This is a genomic window from Eubacterium ruminantium, assembly GCF_900167085.1.
GTDB classification, from domain to species: Bacteria; Bacillota; Clostridia; order Lachnospirales; family Lachnospiraceae; genus Eubacterium_Q; species Eubacterium_Q ruminantium.
In genome coordinates, this window is the sequence record NZ_FUXA01000019.1 from 1 (window position 1) to 21,971 (window position 21,971).

The following is a 21,971-nucleotide window of genomic DNA, read 5'->3' on the forward strand; positions in this document are numbered from 1 at the left end:
GTGAACTACTCGGCAATTGAATTGCCAAAGCATCTGATTTGCGGAGCTTTCGCTCCGTAGATTCAGGGTGCGTCCATGACACCAATACTGCTTTTTACACAGCTACTTTTACCACATATGGATTGTTAATCTCATTTGGATTAAGATTTATATTTTTACTATTATTTGACAAATATACTCTTAGTATATTGTATGCTCCGACGCAATCTGCATTCCATACCTTGTCTCCATCTTTATATAGACCTCTTTTTATTCGATTATTCTTCTTTGCCGATTCTTTTGTTACGCTTTCACATAGTGGACTGGTCTGACTGGTATATGCTTCATTTTGTTTGATCAGCGTTATCCCATTCATTTCCAGCTTATACTTAAGCATTATATATATCTTTGCATATGGAAGTGAATGCAATTTTTGATTTGTTACATTTCCCAAATCATTGTCTTTACGTATATTTGTGATATCTCCAATAACTACCGTATTTATCTGATTTTTAACACAGTATGAAACTATATATCTGGTAACTTTGTGCAGATAATCATTTATAGTATTATTTTTCTTTTTATGAATTCTTTGGATATGCTTTGATGATTTTGGAAATTTAACACCTTTTCCATTCTGCAAAGATGACCACTGAGACTGTACACGCGCAATCTCCTTATTAAAATAGTTGCATATAGAAAGATATTTTCTTCCTACAATAAATGTATCACCACTTGTTGAATCATAACAGGTCATTAAATTATGAAGTCCTAGATCAATAGACAGATATCTGCCATTATCCGAAAGAGGCATTACATCTTCCACTTCATAGATAATTATGATATCGCATTTGTTCCCTTCCGGTGGATATATCTTAATCTGCTTTATGGCATCTGTGTTCTTAAAAATCATATTTTTAAGATAAATGTAATTATCACTTATACCATATGTTTCAGACATAAATAACTTAAGCTGCTTAGGAAGAGACAGACGAATAGTATCAGAGTCTTTCTCGTGAACTATAGCATTCTGCATATATGTTATAACTATAGGAGCCTGTTTGAATCTTGGTGGTTTAGGATTCTCTATCCCATGCGTTTTCTGAAGAACATAAAATGACTTCCATGACTTATCAAGAATCTTCAAAACCTCTTGTGCAGTCTGCGACGGAAGTTGTTTATACCATAAATCATCCTTATGACATTTTTTCTGATAGTACCAGTCTGGATATTCAGATAATCCAAGCTCTTTATAATTCATTCTTTCATAATTGCCAACATTCCAAAGCTTATATGCTGCATAGCACATATGACCTATTATATTTGAGTAACCATTATTCAGCGATACTTTTGTCTTATGTGATAGAAGCATCGATCATTCTCCTTTTAGTAAGATTTGCTTTGGTGTTCTATATATCGTTTGATATTCTCTTCCGATACCGAACCGATTGTTTCGCAATAATAAGAGTGATTCCACAGCTGTCCCTTCCATAATTTATCCTTTATTTCCGGGAACTGTTCAAAGAGCTTTCTTCCTGTTATTCCTTTAAGATACTTTACAATGATTGTTACAGAAAGCTTCGGTGGTGCAGTAATAAAACAATGTATATGGTCACATTCGCCACATTCAAACATCTGAACTGTAAAGCCTTTTTCCTCTGCAATCTGCTGTACCAGTTCCTTTAAATACGCTTCAACATCAGCAGTAAGAATCTTACGGCGATACTTAACGGACCATACCACATGGTAATTAATATTGCACACCGAAGTTCTGTAATGAATTAGATTATTATTCATACACATAGTATAACATATTTAATGAATTATTGCATTAAATTTGTAGTTCAATCAGGGATAACATGACGCTTTCATCTCGGTAATTGAATTACCGAGGATTCCCGCTTAGGTATCCTAAAGCCTTGATGAATTGTGATTATTTAACGCGAATGGGCCTCTCGCAAAAGGTCTACGCAAGGTATAAAGCGCACATGCCGACCCCTTGAAAACCTACTATTTTAGCCATTTTCATAGTCACGTACAAATATTGACGTGGCAAACGAATAGTACTTTTATCATTAGCTTTTTTCCTCGATTTCCCTTGATTTATAAAGGGTTGTACAACAGATTTACAACACGTATTTTTGCAAATATTGGCAAATATCAGCATGTCCCATAATGTACTGAAGTATCTTAGGATTCATTCCTGACTTTGCCATCTTACTGCAGAAGGTATGTCTGCATACATGTGGAGTAACACAAGGCATCTGCACTTTATAGATGTTGCTATATGTATTCCATACATGATTTTTATGATATAAGCGTTATCAGTTCTTCTATTGCTTTACTGAGATGTTTATCTTTATGAATGAACACCTGGGAATATATAGGAAATGTATCCCCTGCCCAGTTCAGTCTTTTCAGTTTTTTGTTCTGTATCTCATCGGTCGCTACCATATCCGGCATGAATGCAACTCCCAGCTGACTTATAGCAAATTGTTTTAGTATTTCTTTGCTGCTTGTTTCTAGTTCTATCGTAGGTGTGATTCCATGTTTTGCAAAGTCATCCAGAAGCATCTGTCTGAAGCTGCAGGTATGGGATGTAAGAAGAAGTGGAACCCCTTCCAGGTCTTCTTCTGTAACTTTTCTTTTCTTAGCAAGCGGATGTCCAGGACTCACATAGAATCCAAGTGATTCTTCTTTTTTATCAATCATATTCAGTTCAGGATTTTCTATCAATGGATTAAGGGTGTATACAAGATCGAGTACACCCTTTTTTAGCATGACCGGAAATGTATCATGATTGATAAATTGAAGCATGATATCCACCTTCGGATACTTTTGCTTATATTCCAGAAGAATTTTCGGAAATCTATTATAGCATAATGATTCTGAAACGCCCAACTTTATAATTCCTGACGGTTCCTTAGTGGTTGGAATCTCAAGAAGAATCTCTCTTTCCAATTGAAGCATTTTTTCTGCATATATGGAAAGCTTTTCCCCCTCAGCTGTAACTGTTAATGATTTTCCAAGTCTTTCGAAAAGAAGACATCCAAGTTCTTCTTCAAGCTGTTTTATCTGAGTTGTAACGGTTGACTGGGCGTAACCAAGCAGATTAGCAGCTAAGGTAAAGTTCCTTGTTTCTGCTATTTTTAGAAACGTTTCCAGTTGTGTATTGTTCATAAGATTACCTCGCTATACTTATCATTACTCAAGTAAACATCACTAATTCATCATTGCATCATTTTTTTTGATGATAATCTTCATTTATTTCAATTTTTCCGATTGATATATTGATGTTATTATACAGAAAAGAGTTCGAAAAAACAAGAATAATTAATAGCTGATTGTTTGAAGAAGGGAGAACAAAGAATATGAGTATTGAGGTTGAGAAACTAAGTAAAGTGTATAAGCTGAAAAAAAGTCAGAAGAAAGTTGCTGTGGATGACATTTCTTTTACTATTCCATCCGGTGAAATAGTTGGATTTATCGGACCTAACGGAGCCGGCAAATCTACAACTATAAAAATGTTGACGGGAATTCTGGTTCCTGATGGTGGAACAATCTCAATTGATGGTATGAATTTCAAAAAGAACAGAAAGCAGATCATGTACAAAATCGGAGTTGTTTTCGGTCAGAAAAGTGTTCTCTGCTGGGATATTCCTGTTCTTGATACACTGAAACTTTTTAAGGATATGTATAAGGTTTCTGATTCTGTGTATGAGGAAAATATGAGGCTATTCAGGGATGTACTTGGAATAGATGAATTCATCAATCAGCCCCCAAGACTTCTTAGTCTTGGTCAGCGAATGAAAGCAGATCTTGCAGCGTCTCTTATATATAACCCTGACATATTATTTCTGGACGAGCCAACGATTGGAATTGATGTTCTCTCGAAAGAAAGAATTCGAGATTTTATACAGAAGATAAATCGCGAGAGACATACAACAATTATACTCACTACTCATGATGTTTCTGATATTGAAACCCTTTGTGAAAAAATGATCATCATTGATAAAGGAAGTCTGATCTATGATGGAACTCTTGAAGATTTAAAAGACAAATATAAGACAACTGATCTCGAAGAAATCATAAAGAATATCTATAGGAATGGTGAAATGAAATATGCGTAAATATATTGATTACATGAAAATCGGAATAAAGGAACATATGGTTTATTCCAGTTCAATATGGGCTACATTTCTATCCAAAGTAGTTTATCTCTATATGCAGTTTGCTTTGTGGAATGCACTTTTTGCATCTAATGCAGAGAAGAGCCTTGCACTTAACCATGAAGAAACAATACGATATATCATCGTTGCAACAGTTCTATCGACTATCATGGAGTGTAATGTTATAGGATGGATTAATTCTGAGATTCAGACTGGTAATATAGCGAACCAGTTAATCAGACCTATGGATTTTAGAACCATGATTTTTTCAAAGCATTTTGGTACTACATTAATCAAAACAGTGCTATATTGCATCCCTCTTTGCGTAGTGACCGGAGTCGCATTTCATAAACCAATAGTGTGTGATGGACAGTTGGGCTTCGGATTCGTATCAATTATTTTGGCTTTTATTATTCAGTTTCTTTATTCACTGATTATCGGTCTCATGGCATTTTGGCTTATAGTAACTTGGCCTTTAAATATGCTCCTGGCTGCAATTTACAAACTTCTTTCCGGCTCATGGATTCCGGTAGCTATGTTTCCGGACTTATTAGGAAAGATAAATGCATTCCTGCCATTTCGTGCCATCTATTCCATACCGGTAACTATCATAACTACACCTATGAGCCAGGAGAACATTCTAAGGAATCTGATAGTTCAGATTGTATGGATTGTAATTCTCTATATTGTGATGACAGTAACCTGGAGAATTGGTAAAAAGAAACTTATCGTTCAGGGCGGATAAAATAAAAAATTATCGCGCGGCGCAGATAGAATAATAAGCTTATTGTACGGGACAGATAGAATAAAGGAGAGCATCATATGAATCTTATTAAAATGTATAAACATTTTGTTGTCATTTACATGAAAGGAAAACTAGCCTATCATTTTGCGCTGGTCTTTGAACTTATCGCAAATACAATTCAAATAGGTGTATATTTTGCAGGCTTTATGGTTATCTTTCATAACTTTGAAAGTATTGCAGGATGGAGTGAGTATGAAGTTCTATTCATGTTCACAACAAGCTGGCTTGCCTACAGTTTCAGTTGTTTCTTCTTCTGGAGTCCGATGAAGGATATGGGAGAATTGATACGGAGCGGAAAGTTTGATCTGTACCTTACCAGACCTATAAGCCCACTAATGTATATGGTACTCTCACAGTTCCAATATACATTTATACCAAGACTGGTTTTATCTATAGTATTCTGGGCTTACAGTATGAATAAGCTTTCTATTGATTGGAATCCTTGTAACATTGCATTTTACAGTATTAATATGTTATCGGCATTTGTTATATTTTCAGCTATTACAATATTTACCGGGACTATCAGTTTCTGGACAGTAAAAAGCGAAGAGATAGTATCACTGCTTACAAACAACAATCATGGACTAAAAAACTATACAGACTATCCTATAACAATTTATTCAAAAGGAGTACAATTTATTTTGATAGCTATTATTCCATATGCCTTTACAGGTTACTACCCGGTTGCTTCTTTGCTGGGTAAAGAATTGACATTTCCAATATTTGCTTTTCTATCACCGATTATCGCGCTGATAGCAGCAGTCGGAGCTTACCTATTCTGGCACTACGGACTGCGTCATTATGGAAGTGCCGGATCATAATGAATCATGTAACAGAGCATTAAGTGAGTATGTGAAAAAAGTCTGTAAATATATAAATAACAAATGGAGCTTCAGCCCATATTGGACTGAAGCTCCGATTGATCATTTTCATAGAATTTCTAATATTTCTCTGATACTGTCTGCTATAAACTCCGGTTTGATTTTTATAAGATCAATGTTTCCATACGCAAAGGAACCCTGCCTGACCCAAATCGTATGCATTCCAAGTTCTCCGGCAGGTTCAATATCATTATCCAATCTATCGCCTACCATATATGCTTCATCCGGATTACACCCAGCTGACTTTATTGCAAGTTTAAATATCTCAGGATTAGGCTTTTCTAATCCAACTTCAGCTGAAGCTATAATAACGTCAAAAAAATAATGAATCCCATATTCCTTCAAGCGCTGTTCAGTTCCGAGGCTCTGATTTGCTATAATACCCAACTTGTACCGTGTCTTAAGCTTATTCAGTAGCTCAGTCACTCCTTCATAAAGCTTTTCCAAGTGTTTGGGCTATCTTATAGTCTCAAGACCGTATTCTTTAGCTGCATCTTTGTACGGAAGTTTATTCTGCGAGGCAAGTTCAATCATCTTACGTTCCAAAGACTCCCTGTCAGGTGCATTAGGCTGCTTCAAGAGATTTTGGATTCTGTATTCTATACACTCGCTCTCGTCTATCAGAGTTGAGCCCAAATCAAAAAATATATATTTTATCATAGAGTATCCCCAGTAAAAACATCCGGAACTCCTTGTTCCTTTAATGATTTTCTTTTTTCACTATCAAGAGGATTATCATGTAAAACTCCGTCTGAAATGTATTCTTTAGGGATTTCAAACCCAGCTTCATCCCATTCACCATAATTAAGTCTCTCAGGTATTTCTTCCATCCTATTACCTCTGAATATATATCTTCTATATAAAAATGAAATATAATTATATATTAATTTTATCATAATTCTTGACGAAATCAATGGATTAGGTATAGTCAAAACGAGCTGGACAACGGTAATCTTACCGCCATACAGCTCGTCAATTATCTTAGGATATCTTATTTACAAAAAACCTTTCACACACTCCAAGCAACTGAATCCGTATCTTTAACATTTTCAATCTTGTTATCAATTTATCTTTCAATAATAAATCTAGCTAGTTATACATATGCCTCTTTCGCCTCAGCATTTCCTTCGCATGGACGCACCATATAAAATTCCAACGTATGTTTTTTATAATTAAACCCACTACGGAGAATCGTAATAACACCATTATCCGAAATTTTCTTTGATAATCGATCTAAGAATTTCTTTTCTCAATCTCTGATTCTAAAATGCGCAGTTCATCCATCTTCTGTTTCTGAGTTTCGTTTAAAAATCGAAACAGACGAGTTTCATCTATAACATATGTTTTGTTGTAATCCTCATTCGAATCTTCTTCATATCCGTTCTGTGAAACAAGATATTCCACAATCAATGTCTCGAATCCATTTTCCTTTATATTTGTTGGCATGTAATGCCCCCTCCAATCCTTTAGAACCCACCTGCTTGATAAGCTCTTGCAATAACGTATGATGGCTCATAAAATGCGCTACAATTGTAATTATCAATCACATCACAAAGTTCGTTGTTATATACTCGAAGAATTCCATCAGCATAATCTTCCTTGGAATTCATCGTATCAACAATAAGCCTCTGATACACGTTCCCCATCTCAAGAGCAGTAGGTATTTTTCCCGCCAAATCTTTATCAACGTTTGTAATATCAAAATCACTAGTTTCAAGGTTGTATTCTTTAATCCAATCATCTTCTACTTTCAAAGGATTTTCGGCATGCAATACATTAGCAACACTCAATAAATGAGATAAACCTTCCTTCCCAATTGCATTTACCACATAGCGATTTCTTTGATGAAGATGTCGAGCCACGCGCTCTATCATGTAGCAAACAAAATAAAGATCATTCTTTTCTATATCTTCTTCCGGGAAATATTTATTTTTCATAACGTATCACTCCCTTCGAATGTAAGTGTCTTTAATGCGGCTTCTGTACAATAAACAATCTGATGTGTCGGATGATTAAATTTAACAATCTCCCAAAATGCTTCTCTGGTAATACGACCTTCAATATAATCTTCTACGAAGTTCCAAATCTGATCGTCTGCCATAGGACCTTCCACAATATCATAATCATGGAGTGTTCCTCTTCTACACTCTGCCACAAAATCAAGCCATTCATCTGTCATCTCAGGAAATGTTTTGATCTTTAATCCTGTATTTTCAGTATAACTATACCTGTTAACAACAGATTCACCTTTTCGGGTTAATGCCCATCGTTTTGCTTGTTTGTCATATTTGGTGCAATAGAATCCATATCCAAAGTCCTTGTAAAAACCATTTTGGAGAATACGAGGTTCTGCCACTTCTACATTGCTACCATGATATACAATAATCTTCTCCATTATTTCACCCCCTAATCTTCAGATTCTTCTATTTCTTCATCATCTTCAATTTCATCCGAATCAGTATCTTCATCACGAGAATATTCCGGTATTACTACATTGCGAACATCAATTTGTCCTGTGACTACATCCGCGATTATTTTTGTTCTTAATTCTTGCATAAGATCTATCTCTTTTTTTAGTGCATCTATCATTTCGTCAACGTTTTTTTCTAATCGTTTACATTCCTGCTCAATAGCTTTTTGCTCTTCAATCGGTGGTATCTGAATTGAGAAATTATAAAAAGCTCTTTGAGGCAATCTCCAACGTCCTTGATTAGCAGCACCTTTTCCAAATTTGTAAAAAATTCTTCTTTTATATGCCACCTGAAAAACTCTAAGATAGAATTCAGGATAACAATTATCCGTATCCTCCAGTGTGAAAACTCTATAATCCGGGCTTGTAACACCAAACTTATCAGAAAGATCTACATACCCAGTAATCAAGTCCATATGACTCATTGCAAATTCCCCTGGATTAACAAACTGATATCCCGAATAATCCATAGCCATCTGGCCTTCATTAGAAGAAATATCTTTAACTTTCAAACCTTGCTGTGTAATAGAAAGCACATCATATGTTGATTGTTTCATTTTAATAAATTCTCCTCATTTTCATCTATTAATCCAAGATTTTGAAGTCTATATGACATAGCCTGCTTTGATACATTAAAATCATCTGACATATCTTTAATTAGATTCCACATAAAGCCATAATTGTATCTCGTAAAACCAGCACTTCTATATTTTTCTTCATAAATCTGCTTTGTCAAATCCGCCGGCATAAGGAATGCCGCCGCACAGGCATTGGCCTGCCGTTCAATTATTTTCAATGCGTAACTTGCACATCTGATATTTCCATCAATTGTTCTACTATAGGTTTGATGCATATAGTTTCGCCCTTCGTCGCGAAAGCATTTCCTATGCAATCTTTGATGAAACACTTCATGCATTACCGTAAAATTCTCCCTTCCACGGTTATCGCCCTCTGTAAGTGTTGTATCAATTAAAATTGTTCCTTTTTCAACGCCTACTTTATATGGCATCATTCCTTCTCGATAGGTACTCTCCGGCCACGCCCAGAAATATCCATCACTAAAAGCCGTTGCACCTAGGACCGATTGATCCGGTGTTAAATATTTCCAATCGTAAGGAACTCCCAGACATTTTTCTATTACTTCATATACATCAAGTGGTTTTGTCTTTTCTAATCGTTCTTTGTCAAATTCGATTAACAATTCTGTCGCTTTATCTTCAAGCTGTTTTATAGAAAAATCGTAATAGTGCATCTATCATTCTCCGTTTTCCTTCTCCAGCATGTCGATAATCTTCTGCCAAGTCGCATCCGTAGCGCCATTATCGCGAGCCATACGAAGAGCTACGCGAGCCTTCTCTGTACCCATAATATATTCCGGCAAATCCGGTGACACAGAATTATCCTTTTCTCCGGCAGCCAAATCAAACATTTTATTCTTTTCTTCTTCAGATAAGTTCAGTAATTCTGCCATTTTTTCCAACTTATCCTTATCTGGTGGATATCTATGTCCTTTTTCAATGTCGCTCATATATGCCGGAGCAATATCCAAATCCGCAGCCAAACCACGTAAGGTTTTATTCAACGCTTTTCGCTTTGTCTCAATAAATTTACCAAATTCGCCTGTCATGTTCCCCACTATCCTTTCATATGTGCATTAGTATGTTCGCATATATGCTTACATTATACTCTCGAATGTAAAAAAAGACAAGGCAAATCAGTGATTTGCCTTGTCCAAAACACACATTACTCATTTTAATAAATCCAAATATCCTCTTCTGTAATTGACTCCAACATGTGAAGCACAGTGACTCCATCTCGCTCTACTTTTATGAGTTCATCAACAGTCTCTACTTCCGTTGTCTCCTGATAAAACTCACAGAATGAAATCACGTTTTTACCATCAATCACTCCATACGTTATAGAATACTTTTTTCCATTGAACTTAAATTCAATCTCACGTCCCTCAGAAACATATTCTCTTAACTGATCTAAATTCATTTATTTTACCTCCGTATCTGAACTATCTCTATGCATCTTTCCATTATCGTCGTAGGTTATCTTATGCTGATGCGGAACATTAGGATGCATCTTAGGATTTCCATGATTTGAATAATCTATATCCAAATAAGACTTTCCGTCATCCCCGTAATATCGTTCCTGGTCAAGTTTTCCATCTTTGTAGCTCTTCGTAACCGAATTCGCAGTGCCTTCCTTCGGTAACCCGTGTGTATCCGCCACTATGCTTACACTATCTACTTTTCCAACAGAACTTGAACCTGCTGTATTATAATCCTTTCCATTAACCAGGCTTGATGAATTTGAAGAGCTACCTCCTCCACCGTAGTCGCTATTATATCCCTTCATGATTCTTACCCTCCTTCTCGGCCTTATCTTTTGCGTTCTGTTTCATAGTGTAAGAATCATATTGATATATAGGTATTCCGGCTTTTATGGCTGCTTTAAAAACATATTCCGAAGCCGGTCCATATACTATTATACCTGACGGATGAAGTACATCAACCACTATCGCAACCTGGTCTCTGAAAATCTTTCGATTTTCCAACTTACGCGTAAAGCCATGTGAGCCAATTGCAATCAACGTTCCTTTCGGATAGGCTGCCAACGCACCTATTGTCTCATTATTACCAATTCTTACATTAGGAATAACCTTCAGCCCTTGCAATCCGTAATAATATGTAATTGCCAAATTATTAAAAATCTGGCTTTTCTGAACAACTAGTGGCATATTATCATACGGACTTGGATCAATTCCAATCACGCAATAATATTTGCGAAGTTTCTCAACATACCCTTGCGGATTATTTAGGATTGGAATAAATCCACTATCATTACAATAAAATGACATGCCTGATTCTTCCGGTACAATCACATCCTGTCTTCTGTCCCATTGGAACACATCTTTCGGTGGCTCCTTTGGGACCATCCATTCTTCAATAATAGGATATCCATCAGGCTTTGTTCTCGCCGCACCTTTTGTTAACTCAGCCTGAAATACATCCCTAATAAAAGGTTTTTTTGGTTTTCTGACCAATTTAATCACCTACTTTCTAAACATCGTTTTTGTTTGCTTGTTCGCTATTTTCTAACACCGGTATAAAAAATATATGGGATTTCTCCCGTAGATTGTAGTTACTCACACAGACTGCAGTTTACTTATGTTTGCATGTTCGCTAACTTCTAACATGATATTACATCTATTTTATTTGTTTGTCAACAAGATAATGTACAATTATTTTTTTAACCGCTACATTTTGTGCATCCATAATATCAGAAATAACAAACCCGCCCCAGAATGTCAATCTACAGAATCATTTTCCTGCTTTTGCCCCCCCTGAGACGGGTTCATTTTATAGTAGCCAAGGCCACTTAAGGATAAGTGTCCATCATATTCATTTTTATAATTCGTATCGTAGCAATTTTAAAAGTTGTAAACTAGTTGTAAATCCATTTCTTTCTTCTGTCAAACGCTTGAAAATAAAGGATTTCTAGCCATTGGTTAATACCATACCGTGACATACAAATAGTACATTTATCATTAGCTTTTTTCCTCGATTTTCATTTTCTTTTCAATTTAATTAGAGCCTTTGGAGCTTCGCATTGTGTAACCACGATATACTCCTTTTATTCATAACACTAACAAGTTATGAGCAGATGTTCTTCTGCAACATCATTATATATTTCACATTTGCGGTCCGATACATCATAAACATGAACAACTCCTTCCAGCACATCTGAAAACTCCAATTCACCTATTAAATCCTTAGAGCTCTCAAGCTTTTCGGGTGAATAATGCTTAGTTTTCTCACCTTGGAAAATTGCAGTATACAAAATCTCAGCTTCAACAAGATCCTGGAATATATGACTTCCATAAGAAAGTTCCGGATTATATCCCGCTCTGGATTCTTCAGTTTCGCAGATAATGTCATACGCGCTTATATCCGCAAATGAAGTCGGCACACCAAGCTCCGGAGAAGTTGTTCCAACCCTTCCGGGAACTATCAGCATCATATGCTTATCCATATCTCGAAAATGCCAGTTGATTTTGCCTATAAGCTTAGCCACAAGATCTTTATCCTTAAAGGGCAGTTCATAGTATTTTACTGGATCAACATAGACAATCAGATCAAACGACGAGGTCTTGGAAATACCCATAGATGCCCCTACACTTTCAAGCAGTATCCTTTCTTCTGGGATATCTTCTGGCACTACATTTCCAGTTTTACCTTTTTGAACCTGAAGAGGTCTGCATTGAAGCAGGTCTATGGAGTATTCTCCATTTTCCGAAATATTAATAGTAAATTCGGTATCTACCGGATACTCATACTCTTCCTGTATACAGTGAAGCATTCTCCGCATCTGATCCATCAGAGGAGCATTTGCAACAAGCCCCTTACAGGAAATGAATTTAACCTCTCTACGCCGTCCCATCTCTCTAAGTCTTGACTCTGCCTCAGTATCATGTTCCAACAGAATCTTCTCAAGATACTTAGGTATATCCTGCTCTATCATTTCATATGACATTTTTTCCAGCTCACGCGTAGTCATATTAATAACTTCAGCTTTCCCCTGAGAAAATTTATGTTTATCCGCTGAGGAAGAATATGATGATTTTTCAGGCATATCAAGATTGACTATTCTCGGATAAGAGCCCTCAGTTCTATCAACTGCAGATGTCCCCAGTCCCATAACAAGTCTAAGCATACCCGCCGTAGGATCCGTATCCTTCATAATTCTGTACGGACTATATGAATATCCAACGCCAGCAGCACATGGCATATAATAAGATCCATAATAGGAGCCTGATACTCTCTGAATTAAGAGCGCCATCTGTTCATCTCTTCCGTCAAGCCCACGCCGCTTCCTGTAATCCAGAGCCGAAAGACTCATGCTGCTTGCATATACTACTTTTATTGCATGTTCAAATTCATTTAGTCTTTCTTCAAGACTGCCCCTGTTAGCACAAAAAACAGATTCATATTTGCCAGCAAATGCGTTCCCAAAACCGTCCTCCAGAATACTACTGGAACGGATTATATAAGGATCCTGACCATAGTATTCTATAATTCTGACAAATTGTTCCCTCATTGCTTCAGAAAAGCTGCCTTCCATCAGTTTGTCTGCAAACTCCTTAGCCAAGGAAAAATAGCCTTCCTCAGTTCTCTGCTTTATTCTTAGATTCCACAGATTATTATCTACTATGTATGTATAATACATATCTGAACCTACATAAAATGAATCATGCGGTTCAAGCACTTCACTAATATCAGGCTCTTTATTCCTTATGATAGCTCTTGCCAGCAGCATGCCGCAGGACTTACCTCCAATCATGCCAGTTCCAACCATGTGATCACGTACAGCAAAATAGTCTTCAGGAGTAAAATTCTTCTTAACCATCTCTCGCATCTTCGTATCTCGTGTCATCATAATATTACACATTCTGCTGCATTCTTTAGTTATATCTATCCCATTTTCCCTGAGCATTTTTACGCGGATAAAAAATTTATCCCAGGAATCAGAATACTGTTCTTCTGCGGAACGTTGAGCGAGGCCTAATGCCTGATAGAATCTGCTTGATTTTACACCATCAAGAATAGGTCTGAATTCTCCACTCGCCGGATTATAAGTATGTGGCAGAAACATGGTATCAGAATTTCTGTTCCATACCTTCTCAGGACGAACATAAACATTTTTCTTGTCTGAATAAACATCTAAAAAGAGCTGAGTCGTATCAAGGATTTTATTTATTGCCTGAACTGAATGCTTTCCCCTTATTATTGGAAAAAAAGCCACTGTATCTAGTATAAAAAGAAATGGACATGTCACACGGAAGAAATTGCCCATCATAAGATCAGTCGCCCATGCCGTCTGAAGCTCTGACAAGCAATCGAAAACATAGAAGGCATCTCTTCCAGCTTTCTCTATCTCATTATGAATATCTACTGTAAATGTCTCAAATCGATGCGATAAAGGTACATCAATCTTTTTAATGTATGGACTCTCTTCAAGTAATGGTTCGTGACTTGCAAACCTGAAATATATGATGTTCCTTTTATCCTCTATCGCCTGTTTGATATAAGGCTCCATAAAGAGCTTAAACTCAGAGAGATCAGATACTCTCCATACAACATTATCCCCAAGTCTGATGTTATCAAGAGCTGTATCCATTTCTGATATTCCACTTTTAATTCTATCAAATGCCGCCATAGTAACCTCCCATCAAAATCAAAAAACTATAATGATTTTCCTATTCGATATCATTTCCACTGGTTCACTTATATATAAGCATTTCACCCCCTCCAAAAACAAAATAGGCGCCTCATCTTTTAAGATGAAACGCCATTGCTTCCTATAATAAATCTATCATATTTTTAACATTTGTCAATTTTTATATTGAAGACTTTATTTGCTACTTTATCCGCCACTGAATTGTTTCTTCCTTTTTTTCTACTTATCTGAACATCCTTCCAATACATACGGTACATATTCACGTTCTTTATAGTGCGTTATCTGAAATTCAAGTGTCGGTATTATCGTAATATATTCCTGTATCCCATATTTTTTTATTATCTTTGGTGTATATGCCGCACCTTCAGTTATGATAAAATCAGAAAATTCATAACCAATGCAACCATTATATCTTTTTCTTCCGGTCTTGATTCTGCAAAAGGTATACGCAAGGTATAAAATCCCCTGTTTTGTTTTCATAAATGTACTAATTCTGCGGGTTCTAGGATTTTCGGCAAATATTGCCGTGGCAGACGAATAATACATTTATCATAACTCATACCTCATATCTCTGTATCTGGCTTCTACCTCTTTAAAACCTACCTTCTCATAAATTGGATATCCGTCATCTGTTGCTTTTAAATCTATTCGTCCTAGTCTAAGTTTTTTACTATGTTCAATAAGATTCTTCATTAGAGTAGTACATAGTCCTTTACCGCGATACTCGGGCACTGTATAAACGCTGAGTACATCTCCGTAAAGCCCGTTCAGAAGAACAGAATTAGCAGGCATTTCTATAATATGCAGATATGCAACTGAAACTATCCTGTCGTTATCTCTTGCAACAAACGCGATAAGTTCAGTTCCAAGTTTTCTTTCAAAATAACTAGGAAGCTGTTTCTCCATTCCATCCTTTTCTACTTCAGATACACTGCCAAAATCATCTATCATATAAGCTATTCGGAGTTGTATTAACTCTTCTATGTCATCTTTTGTAGCTAATCCGTATTCTAGCATTAGAATTCATACCTCCTATTAATTCATATACAGAGCGTAAATAATAACATTCTTCATTATAAACAAAATGTCTTATAAGATTGTCTTATATTCTCACATAAATGATAGAATTCTTCATCATCCATACGTAATAAATTTGTTGTTGTAACATATTCATCATCTGTAGGATCTATAACAAATGGCGGAAGTATCGTAAGCCCTTTGACTAATTTATGATATACAGTCTTTAAATCCGTCTCCATATGTTCTTCTTCTATAAATGCATCTATCAATTCTGAAGGCTGCTTGTCAAATAAATCATCATTATATTCTTCCATAAATACGTCAAAACTCTTTACTGATTTCTCTGAATAACAGAAGAATTTAAAGACCAACAGAATATTAACAAAGTCTTCTATCGTTTCAGCTATATAACCTGCACTTCCTTCTGAATCCATATATGCAATATGCATATCATTTACGAGAACAAATAAACCACCACTCCCATCATTCATAAATGGAATCAAATCATAATCCTGTTTGCATCCGCCTTCAAGAAGCCAGTCTAAATCTTCAGCAAGTTCTTCTTTCAAATAAAAGCAATCCGGATCACATCTTTGATATATTTCTTCTTTTAGTTGGTCATTCTCATTTATCTTTTTTATAAAATATGCTAGTTTTTCCTTTTGTGTCATTTTATTGTTGTTTTCCAATTTATCTTTCATAGAAAAACTCTATCTGTTCCCCCAAAGGGCCAATGCAAAATGCCATTCTAATAGGATATTCCGGAACCGACTTTATCACCTTATCATTTGGTTCTACGATCAATTCGTATCCGGCGTTTTTCACCTTTTCTGCTAACATATCCACATCATCAGTAAGCAATGCAAAATGGCGAATCGAGCCTAAACGATGCTCTCCATCAGCATTTGTAAAGATCTCAATATATCCGTTACCAGTATAAATCATAAATCCATCTGGCCATTCGCGAACTATCTTCAGGCCCAATACAGAGATGTAAAAATCTTTTACTTTATTTATTTCCTCTTCAGTATTGCACTTCATAGAAACGTGATGAATTCCTTTTATCATGGCTCCTCCCTCCTGTTATAAAAGAGTTGTATTCCGAGATATCATTTCAATGACATCACATAGATCTGACAAGGATTAGCCTCATCCCAGTAAAGAGGAAATACTTCTAACTCCTTAAAACCACAGCTGATGTAAAACCTATTTGTTATATCATAGTCTTCATACACGCCCATCTTAACGGTCTTAACCTGCATGAATTCATAACCTGATGCCTCAGCCACTTCAATCGCTTTATCAACAAGCTGACGGCCAATCCCATTTCTGTGATAATCCTTAAGTACTCCCATTACAGCAAGCTCAACCGTGGCATTCCCAGTTTCCTTTAGACACAGAAATCCCATTACCTTATCATCTTCCTTTGCCGCAAGGAATATCCAGTCTGCACTATCTCTAATATAACCTTCCCTGCTCTCCTCGACCTCAAACCATTCTTTCAAGCCTTCAAGCACAGTTCTTGCTATTCGCTTTTTTTCATCTGAATCCTTTATAATTTCAATCATCTATAATACATTCCAATTTTATTCAAACTAACAAATCTTAATAATCACCATCTATATGTTCATAAGATTCATCCTAAATTGGCACAGGCACAATTATCGTATCAATCTTGTCACTATCCATACCATCTTCCTGCCCTTTATAATTCTCATAAATTCACTTTTTCGCCTTAACCAAAAGGAAATCCGGCTTATGAAAAAGATCTTCCTGGTCAGGAAACTTCTCTAATATCTCATCAGTAGGGATAGGCTCTATCATCTTTTCTATAATGAACCCATTTTCAGTTAGGGTATTGATGATGGTTGAAAACATGCGATGATATTTCTTTATTCCTTCAACAAACCACTCAGACTCACGTTCTCCCTCCCTAGCATAGTTGGCTAGATTAACATAGATTTTCTTTCCATTTTCATCTTTAGTCCAACGAGGAATTCCACCGCAATAGGTTGTATTAATGGGATTTTCCTGTGAAAAGATAAAACTCCCATCCGTATCTAGCTTGTCATAAATTTTTTTAACTACTCCCTCAAAATCCTCAACATAATGAAATGCGAGCGAGCTTATTACCACATCAAACTTACCTTCCACCTCTTCAATGTCTTCAATTGGAAGAAGCATATAAGTAATTGCTGGATTGGAGTGCTCCTTCTTAGCAACCTCTAGCATCTTCTCAGATATATCTATACCAACAACCTTAGAGGCACCTTTATTTATAAACTCAACGCAGTGCTCACCAAAGCCACATCCAAGATCTAATACGCTCTTCCCCTTGAGATTAGGAAGTAATGAAAAAAGAGCTGGTATCTCAAAGAGATCATTTGCGTTGCCTTCCCTGTCCCTTATAGTCTTATACCCTTCAAAGAAGGTCTCATTATCAAAAATATTCTGTTTTGCCATTTTTCATATCCTTAAAATATTTAATCTCTTGTGCATTAAACTTAAAGTAAAATCTTCTTAAACAAAATATTGTTCACACGCTCTGTAATATACAGTTCTGTATCTGTCTCTACCAAATCATAGCTCTCTATTACAGCCTTATCGTGCTTCTCCAGTACTTCCTCGTACCCTAAAGCTGTGTCCTTCTTCTTAGGAAATCGTATTGAACTGTCAAAACTGTCCACAGTAACGAGACCCTGCCTGCTACAAATTGCATTCCACTCTTCCTTGGTATAAAACTTAATATGCCCATCCTTCTTAAGCCGCATATAATCATCAACAAATCTTTTCGAATCACATTCGTTTGGGCATGGATCTGAAATGAAGAATTTACCACCATTCTTTAAAACTCTGCTCACTTCACCAATGCTATGCTCTATATCAGGAAAATGATGCATAGCGTATCTTGTCACTACAAGATCAAAGGTATCGTCTTCAAATGGAAAATCGATTCCGTCATAACTTACAAACGACAGATTTTTAATTCCTTCGGCATCTGCTCTTGTTCGGTTTGCCTCAAGTGCGGCATTCACGATATCCAGCCCGATCACATCACAGCCGGGATTGTTCTTCGCAATAGGAAAAGAAAGATATCCACTCCCGGTTCCGAGGTCAAGAATCCTCATTCCATCACTTATTTTCAAAAATCCGAGTATTTTTTCCAAATGCTCTGTATCTTGTGTATGTCTATTATAAAAGTCACCAGTAGCAAAGCTTTCTTCAAACCCTTTTCGGGTATCATTTATACTTTCTTTTATGTTCATGTCATCATCTCTCCTCACATTAGTCGAACTCTTCTGAGTCAAACTACGATACATAATACTTTATTGGTAATCGATTTCTTTGATAATCGAATAATACATCAAGACGAGGTTACATATATCAAATCTGGTGTAAATGGAAATTAAAATGTCGTGAATAAGAATTTATATAAGCAGCACTCACCTATTATTTTCTTGTTTTCGCCCTATGAATTACAGATACGTGCGTGATCTTATTTGCTTCATCAGGATACTCTTTTTCAAAATGCATACCAATTGCTTCTGCTGTTCTGTATGAAGCCTCATTCGTATATTTACAGTACGAATATAGTGAAGGATAGTTAGTATTTTCAAAAGCCCAATCACTCACAGCCTTCGCCGCTTCCGTCGCAAAGCCCTGTCGCCAATATTTCTTATGAATATGGTATCCTATCTCAGGCAGTTTTTCTCCGTCTATATTCTGTATGGTAATGCCGCAATCTCCGATAAATTCACCTGTTTCTTTCAGCACTACCGCCCACAATCCAAATCCATACTGAGCATAGTTTTCAAGATTCCACTCAATCCAGCGTCTTGTTCTCGCTTCATCAAACGGTGAAGGATAATGCTGCATTGTCTCGGTATCCGACATTATTTCATACAGGGCATCAAAATCATCCATTGTATACTCCCGCAGGAGGAGTCTTTCCGTTTCTATCATTGTAATTCCTATTCTCCACTAACATATATAACTGTCATTCAAATTTTTCTCCTGTACCATGATAAAGATACTTTGGAGGCTCTAATTTATCCAAATGTTTTGCAGTTATTATATACTTTTTTTCAACTTACCGTCTCTGTGCCAAAAGCCATCCCATCACATGCATTGCCTGCTTAAACTCGCCATCGCTTATGAGCTTCTCAATTTCATCTGCATCAAGTCGTACAGCATTTAGAAATTCCATCTCATCAAGCGACTGTCCTGACATCTTTCTGCAATTTTTAGCAACATAGATATATGCCAGATTATCGGCTATCGTAGCATTAGAAGGAATTGTAATAAGATGCGACCAATCATCGGAAACGTATCCTGTCTCCTCAAGAAGCTCTCTCTTTGCAGCAGCCAGAGCATCTTCTGCAGCTGACTCTCCGCTTTCCTCCCTTTTCCCATACTGCTTTCCGTCTTTACGTTCAATTCCGCCGGCCACGAATTCAGTTGTAACCTCTCTGATACCCTGACGAAACTGTCTAACACAGAGATATTTTCCTTCTTCATCAGATGCGATAATTACAACATAATCCCTTCTGCTGTAAGTATAATAAGGTTCAAATATATTTCCGTCCGGGAATCTGAAAGCTGTCTTTCTAAAATCAATCCACTCATCCTGCACAATGTGCTCGGTTCTGACTTCTTCCCACATTAAATCTTTGTCTTTTATATCCACTCTATTACTCCTATCCATGCATTAAATATCCATGCATTAAATATCCATGCATTAAATATCCATACATTAAATATGTCTCTTACGAAACTCTTCATTTATCAGTATCCGTATGATCAAGAAATGAAATTTCTCTATTCATAACTCCATAAATTATTTTAATAATCTTCACGTCTTCCGTCAAATTCTTATCTTTTTAAATTTCTATTAGCTAAATAATAAAATAGGTGACAAAAATTCTGTCAAATGCCGCCATATTTACCCTCTCCAATCAATATCGAAAACTATATAGCTTTCCCTACTCTATCATCCTGAAATCTTGATAAATGCTCAAATGGCAGAATCTGCCTACCCCTAAAAAGTCCACACCCATCATTAATAAGTTGATTGTTATAAGCCTTAAACATATTTACATTAATCGAGACAAGATCAAGTTCCTGAAGCATTACCAGTCTTTCGTATGCTTCATCAAATATTTTACATTCTCCTTCCGGAATCATTCCCCTCCTGGCTCGATTTTCTTCCTGCAGTTTCTCGTACCCCAGATGATTTGCTCTTCCTATTTCCGCAAGATCATCCATATCCTTTGTCCTCAGCTGTAATTCGGTATAGCACCTTGCAAAATTATCATAAAATGTTATGTGAAGAGATCTATATCCCGAAGGCCGTGGAGTATGAACATAATCTCTGTAATAAAGCTGATTATCCTCAGTCAGCAGCTCACTGCTGTTTTCGTCAGAAAGGCCTGCCAATACAGCTGTAAATCCTCGCTCCTCAAGAAACTCCGGAATAACATTCGCTATCTCATAAAGAAGCTTAAGCTCCTGCTCCTCTCGATTTTCCTTTTCCGACACATGACACTGCGGCAACGAAATAACTATTCGATATGCAATCAGATCCCTGAAGCAATTGAGATTATTCTTAATCTCGGCTTCATTAGGATATCTTCCGTTCATCTTATAATAGTTATGAATATACTCCAATATATAACCATTGAACTTTTCCTCAGCACGTATAAGCGATTTAATCCGGCCCTTAAATGTGAAAGCAAGATACTGATACTTATCTGCCATATACATATAGAATTCATTTATCCTCTGAGACTGCGAAGTAAGGAATTCCGTATGTTCGAGAATTTCAATGATCTGAATCAGGAAATTGCTATGTGCCATATCTATTGTATTATGATTTTTTATCGCCTCATCTTTTAAATCTGCAGAATACTGAAGCAAGATTTTCAGAACAGTATCCCCGGAAAACAAATAATCATTTAGTGAAATCATATATCCCCCTTTTCCATTATAACAAACTGCATTTCCCACAGAAAAAAGGCGCTCCACCCTTATAGGATGAAGCGCCTTTGCCTCTATGATTAAATCTATCACTTTTTTATATTTTGTCAATCCGTTTTCACCTTAACGATGGAGTAAATCTGTTGTCAGTTGGGAGAGCATAAAAAGAAAAGCTTCTAGATATAATGATTTAGAATTGTTTGCCTTATTCTACTTTTATCCGTCTGCTTTGTCAAACCCTAGAACAACAACTGATGCAGCCTTATTGAGGCTGTCTTTCGCACTGTCCCCTCCGGTACATGTACCTGTATTCGATCTATATAACTTTTTGCTTGATCATAATGTTCAGAAATGATATCTCTAAGGGTAAATTTTTCAGGCGTAACATTTGTCAACGAAGCTGTATCTATTCCTCTGTTTTCTCT

At 36.4% G+C, this 21,971-nt stretch carries 29 protein-coding genes and 1 pseudogene; 3 read left to right on the forward strand and 27 right to left on the reverse strand.

Features of this window, described 5'->3' with window-relative positions:
• Window positions 1–94: 94 nt before the first annotated feature.
• The 4 genes and pseudogenes from B5D25_RS11640 to B5D25_RS11655 form a co-directional block, all read right to left on the reverse strand.
• Window positions 95–1,351: an RNA-guided endonuclease InsQ/TnpB family protein gene (locus tag B5D25_RS11640; RefSeq protein ID WP_173472362.1), complete on the reverse strand. Its 1,257-nt coding sequence runs from the start codon at window positions 1,349–1,351 to the stop codon at window positions 95–97.
• Between the two features lie 14 nt (window positions 1,352–1,365).
• Window positions 1,366–1,776: an IS200/IS605 family transposase gene (gene tnpA / locus B5D25_RS11645; RefSeq protein WP_143000642.1), complete on the reverse strand. Its 411-nt coding sequence runs from the start codon at window positions 1,774–1,776 to the stop codon at window positions 1,366–1,368.
• Between the two features lie 329 nt (window positions 1,777–2,105).
• Window positions 2,106–2,264: pseudogene (locus B5D25_RS11650) on the reverse strand (tyrosine-type recombinase/integrase); the annotation flags it as partial.
• Window positions 2,265–2,286: 22 nt separating this feature from the next.
• The gene (locus B5D25_RS11655) at window positions 2,287–3,159 is read right to left on the reverse strand and encodes a LysR family transcriptional regulator (RefSeq protein WP_078788143.1); all 873 of its coding nucleotides are present in this window, start codon (window positions 3,157–3,159) and stop codon (window positions 2,287–2,289) included.
• Window positions 3,160–3,350: 191 nt separating this feature from the next.
• Here B5D25_RS11655 and B5D25_RS11660 point away from each other — a divergent pair, with 191 nt between their 5' ends.
• The 3 genes from B5D25_RS11660 to B5D25_RS11670 all read left to right on the forward strand — a co-directional run bounded on the left by B5D25_RS11660 (window position 3,351) and on the right by B5D25_RS11670 (window position 5,774).
• Window positions 3,351–4,109, forward strand: coding sequence for an ABC transporter ATP-binding protein (locus tag B5D25_RS11660; protein WP_078788144.1), 759 nt, complete (start codon window positions 3,351–3,353; stop codon window positions 4,107–4,109).
• Complete coding sequence (locus B5D25_RS11665) at window positions 4,102–4,893, forward strand: ABC transporter permease (protein WP_078788145.1); 792 nt, start codon at window positions 4,102–4,104, stop codon at window positions 4,891–4,893. Before B5D25_RS11660 ends, B5D25_RS11665 begins: the two co-directional genes overlap by 8 nt.
• Window positions 4,894–4,970: 77 nt before the next feature.
• Window positions 4,971–5,774 (forward strand): ABC transporter permease, encoded by an 804-nt coding sequence (locus B5D25_RS11670; protein ID WP_078788146.1) that lies wholly within the window; start codon window positions 4,971–4,973, stop codon window positions 5,772–5,774.
• Between the two features lie 108 nt (window positions 5,775–5,882).
• Here B5D25_RS11670 and B5D25_RS11675 read toward each other — a convergent pair whose 3' ends face one another.
• The 23 genes from B5D25_RS11675 to B5D25_RS11780 all read right to left on the reverse strand — a co-directional run bounded on the left by B5D25_RS11675 (window position 5,883) and on the right by B5D25_RS11780 (window position 21,537).
• Window positions 5,883–6,281 (reverse strand): HAD family hydrolase, encoded by a 399-nt coding sequence (locus B5D25_RS11675; RefSeq protein ID WP_078788147.1) that lies wholly within the window; start codon window positions 6,279–6,281, stop codon window positions 5,883–5,885.
• Window positions 6,282–6,290: 9 nt separating this feature from the next.
• Window positions 6,291–6,494, reverse strand: coding sequence for a hypothetical protein (locus tag B5D25_RS11680; RefSeq protein ID WP_078788148.1), 204 nt, complete (start codon window positions 6,492–6,494; stop codon window positions 6,291–6,293).
• Window positions 6,491–6,664: a hypothetical protein gene (locus B5D25_RS12925; RefSeq protein WP_159444171.1), complete on the reverse strand. Its 174-nt coding sequence runs from the start codon at window positions 6,662–6,664 to the stop codon at window positions 6,491–6,493. Before B5D25_RS12925 ends, B5D25_RS11680 begins: the two co-directional genes overlap by 4 nt.
• A gap of 403 nt (window positions 6,665–7,067) precedes the next feature.
• Window positions 7,068–7,280, reverse strand: coding sequence for a hypothetical protein (locus tag B5D25_RS11685; protein WP_078788149.1), 213 nt, complete (start codon window positions 7,278–7,280; stop codon window positions 7,068–7,070).
• Between the two features lie 20 nt (window positions 7,281–7,300).
• A complete protein-coding gene (locus tag B5D25_RS11690; protein WP_078788150.1) occupies window positions 7,301–7,771 on the reverse strand; it encodes a hypothetical protein in 471 nt (156 codons plus the stop codon).
• The gene (locus B5D25_RS11695) at window positions 7,768–8,229 is read right to left on the reverse strand and encodes a DUF3990 domain-containing protein (protein ID WP_078788151.1); all 462 of its coding nucleotides are present in this window, start codon (window positions 8,227–8,229) and stop codon (window positions 7,768–7,770) included. The genes B5D25_RS11690 and B5D25_RS11695 overlap by 4 nt, the downstream gene beginning before the upstream one ends.
• An 11-nt stretch (window positions 8,230–8,240) precedes the next feature.
• Window positions 8,241–8,861, reverse strand: coding sequence for a restriction endonuclease subunit S (locus B5D25_RS11700; protein ID WP_078788152.1), 621 nt, complete (start codon window positions 8,859–8,861; stop codon window positions 8,241–8,243).
• A complete protein-coding gene (locus B5D25_RS11705; RefSeq protein WP_078788153.1) occupies window positions 8,858–9,556 on the reverse strand; it encodes an ImmA/IrrE family metallo-endopeptidase in 699 nt (232 codons plus the stop codon). Before B5D25_RS11705 ends, B5D25_RS11700 begins: the two co-directional genes overlap by 4 nt.
• A gap of 3 nt (window positions 9,557–9,559) precedes the next feature.
• Window positions 9,560–9,931, reverse strand: a complete 372-nt coding sequence (locus B5D25_RS11710) for a helix-turn-helix domain-containing protein (protein WP_031542659.1) — start codon at window positions 9,929–9,931, stop codon at window positions 9,560–9,562.
• A 125-nt stretch (window positions 9,932–10,056) separates the two neighbouring features.
• A complete protein-coding gene (locus tag B5D25_RS11715; RefSeq protein WP_031542657.1) occupies window positions 10,057–10,302 on the reverse strand; it encodes a hypothetical protein in 246 nt (81 codons plus the stop codon).
• Window positions 10,303–10,668, reverse strand: coding sequence for a hypothetical protein (locus tag B5D25_RS11720; RefSeq protein WP_078788154.1), 366 nt, complete (start codon window positions 10,666–10,668; stop codon window positions 10,303–10,305). It lies immediately after the preceding gene.
• Complete coding sequence (locus tag B5D25_RS11725) at window positions 10,655–11,356, reverse strand: DUF4417 domain-containing protein (RefSeq protein ID WP_078788155.1); 702 nt, start codon at window positions 11,354–11,356, stop codon at window positions 10,655–10,657. Before B5D25_RS11725 ends, B5D25_RS11720 begins: the two co-directional genes overlap by 14 nt.
• A gap of 602 nt (window positions 11,357–11,958) precedes the next feature.
• Window positions 11,959–14,529, reverse strand: coding sequence for a PEP/pyruvate-binding domain-containing protein (locus B5D25_RS11730; protein ID WP_078788156.1), 2,571 nt, complete (start codon window positions 14,527–14,529; stop codon window positions 11,959–11,961).
• A gap of 240 nt (window positions 14,530–14,769) precedes the next feature.
• The gene (locus B5D25_RS11735; protein WP_143000693.1) at window positions 14,770–15,030 is read right to left on the reverse strand and encodes a hypothetical protein; all 261 of its coding nucleotides are present in this window, start codon (window positions 15,028–15,030) and stop codon (window positions 14,770–14,772) included.
• 69 nt (window positions 15,031–15,099) lie between these two features.
• On the reverse strand, window positions 15,100–15,567 hold the full coding sequence (locus B5D25_RS11740; RefSeq protein ID WP_078788158.1) for a GNAT family N-acetyltransferase: 468 nt from the start codon (window positions 15,565–15,567) through the stop codon (window positions 15,100–15,102).
• Window positions 15,568–15,623: 56 nt separating this feature from the next.
• Complete coding sequence (locus B5D25_RS11745; RefSeq protein ID WP_078788159.1) at window positions 15,624–16,271, reverse strand: hypothetical protein; 648 nt, start codon at window positions 16,269–16,271, stop codon at window positions 15,624–15,626.
• Window positions 16,261–16,638 (reverse strand): VOC family protein, encoded by a 378-nt coding sequence (locus tag B5D25_RS11750; RefSeq protein WP_078788160.1) that lies wholly within the window; start codon window positions 16,636–16,638, stop codon window positions 16,261–16,263. Before B5D25_RS11750 ends, B5D25_RS11745 begins: the two co-directional genes overlap by 11 nt.
• A 41-nt stretch (window positions 16,639–16,679) precedes the next feature.
• The gene (locus B5D25_RS11755) at window positions 16,680–17,138 is read right to left on the reverse strand and encodes a GNAT family N-acetyltransferase (RefSeq protein ID WP_078788161.1); all 459 of its coding nucleotides are present in this window, start codon (window positions 17,136–17,138) and stop codon (window positions 16,680–16,682) included.
• A 154-nt stretch (window positions 17,139–17,292) separates the two neighbouring features.
• Window positions 17,293–18,033 carry a class I SAM-dependent methyltransferase gene (locus B5D25_RS11760; protein WP_078788162.1) on the reverse strand — a complete coding sequence of 247 codons (741 nt, stop codon included), beginning with the start codon at window positions 18,031–18,033 and terminating at the stop codon, window positions 17,293–17,295.
• A 41-nt stretch (window positions 18,034–18,074) separates the two neighbouring features.
• On the reverse strand, window positions 18,075–18,836 hold the full coding sequence (locus B5D25_RS11765) for a class I SAM-dependent methyltransferase (RefSeq protein ID WP_090168708.1): 762 nt from the start codon (window positions 18,834–18,836) through the stop codon (window positions 18,075–18,077).
• A gap of 184 nt (window positions 18,837–19,020) precedes the next feature.
• Window positions 19,021–19,533 (reverse strand): GNAT family N-acetyltransferase, encoded by a 513-nt coding sequence (locus B5D25_RS11770; RefSeq protein ID WP_078788164.1) that lies wholly within the window; start codon window positions 19,531–19,533, stop codon window positions 19,021–19,023.
• A gap of 127 nt (window positions 19,534–19,660) precedes the next feature.
• The gene (locus tag B5D25_RS11775) at window positions 19,661–20,257 is read right to left on the reverse strand and encodes an NUDIX hydrolase (RefSeq protein WP_242870270.1); all 597 of its coding nucleotides are present in this window, start codon (window positions 20,255–20,257) and stop codon (window positions 19,661–19,663) included.
• Window positions 20,258–20,538: 281 nt separating this feature from the next.
• Entirely contained in the window at window positions 20,539–21,537 is a 999-nt protein-coding gene (locus B5D25_RS11780) for a nucleotidyltransferase family protein (RefSeq protein ID WP_078788166.1), read from the reverse strand.
• Window positions 21,538–21,971: the final 434 nt, after the last annotated feature.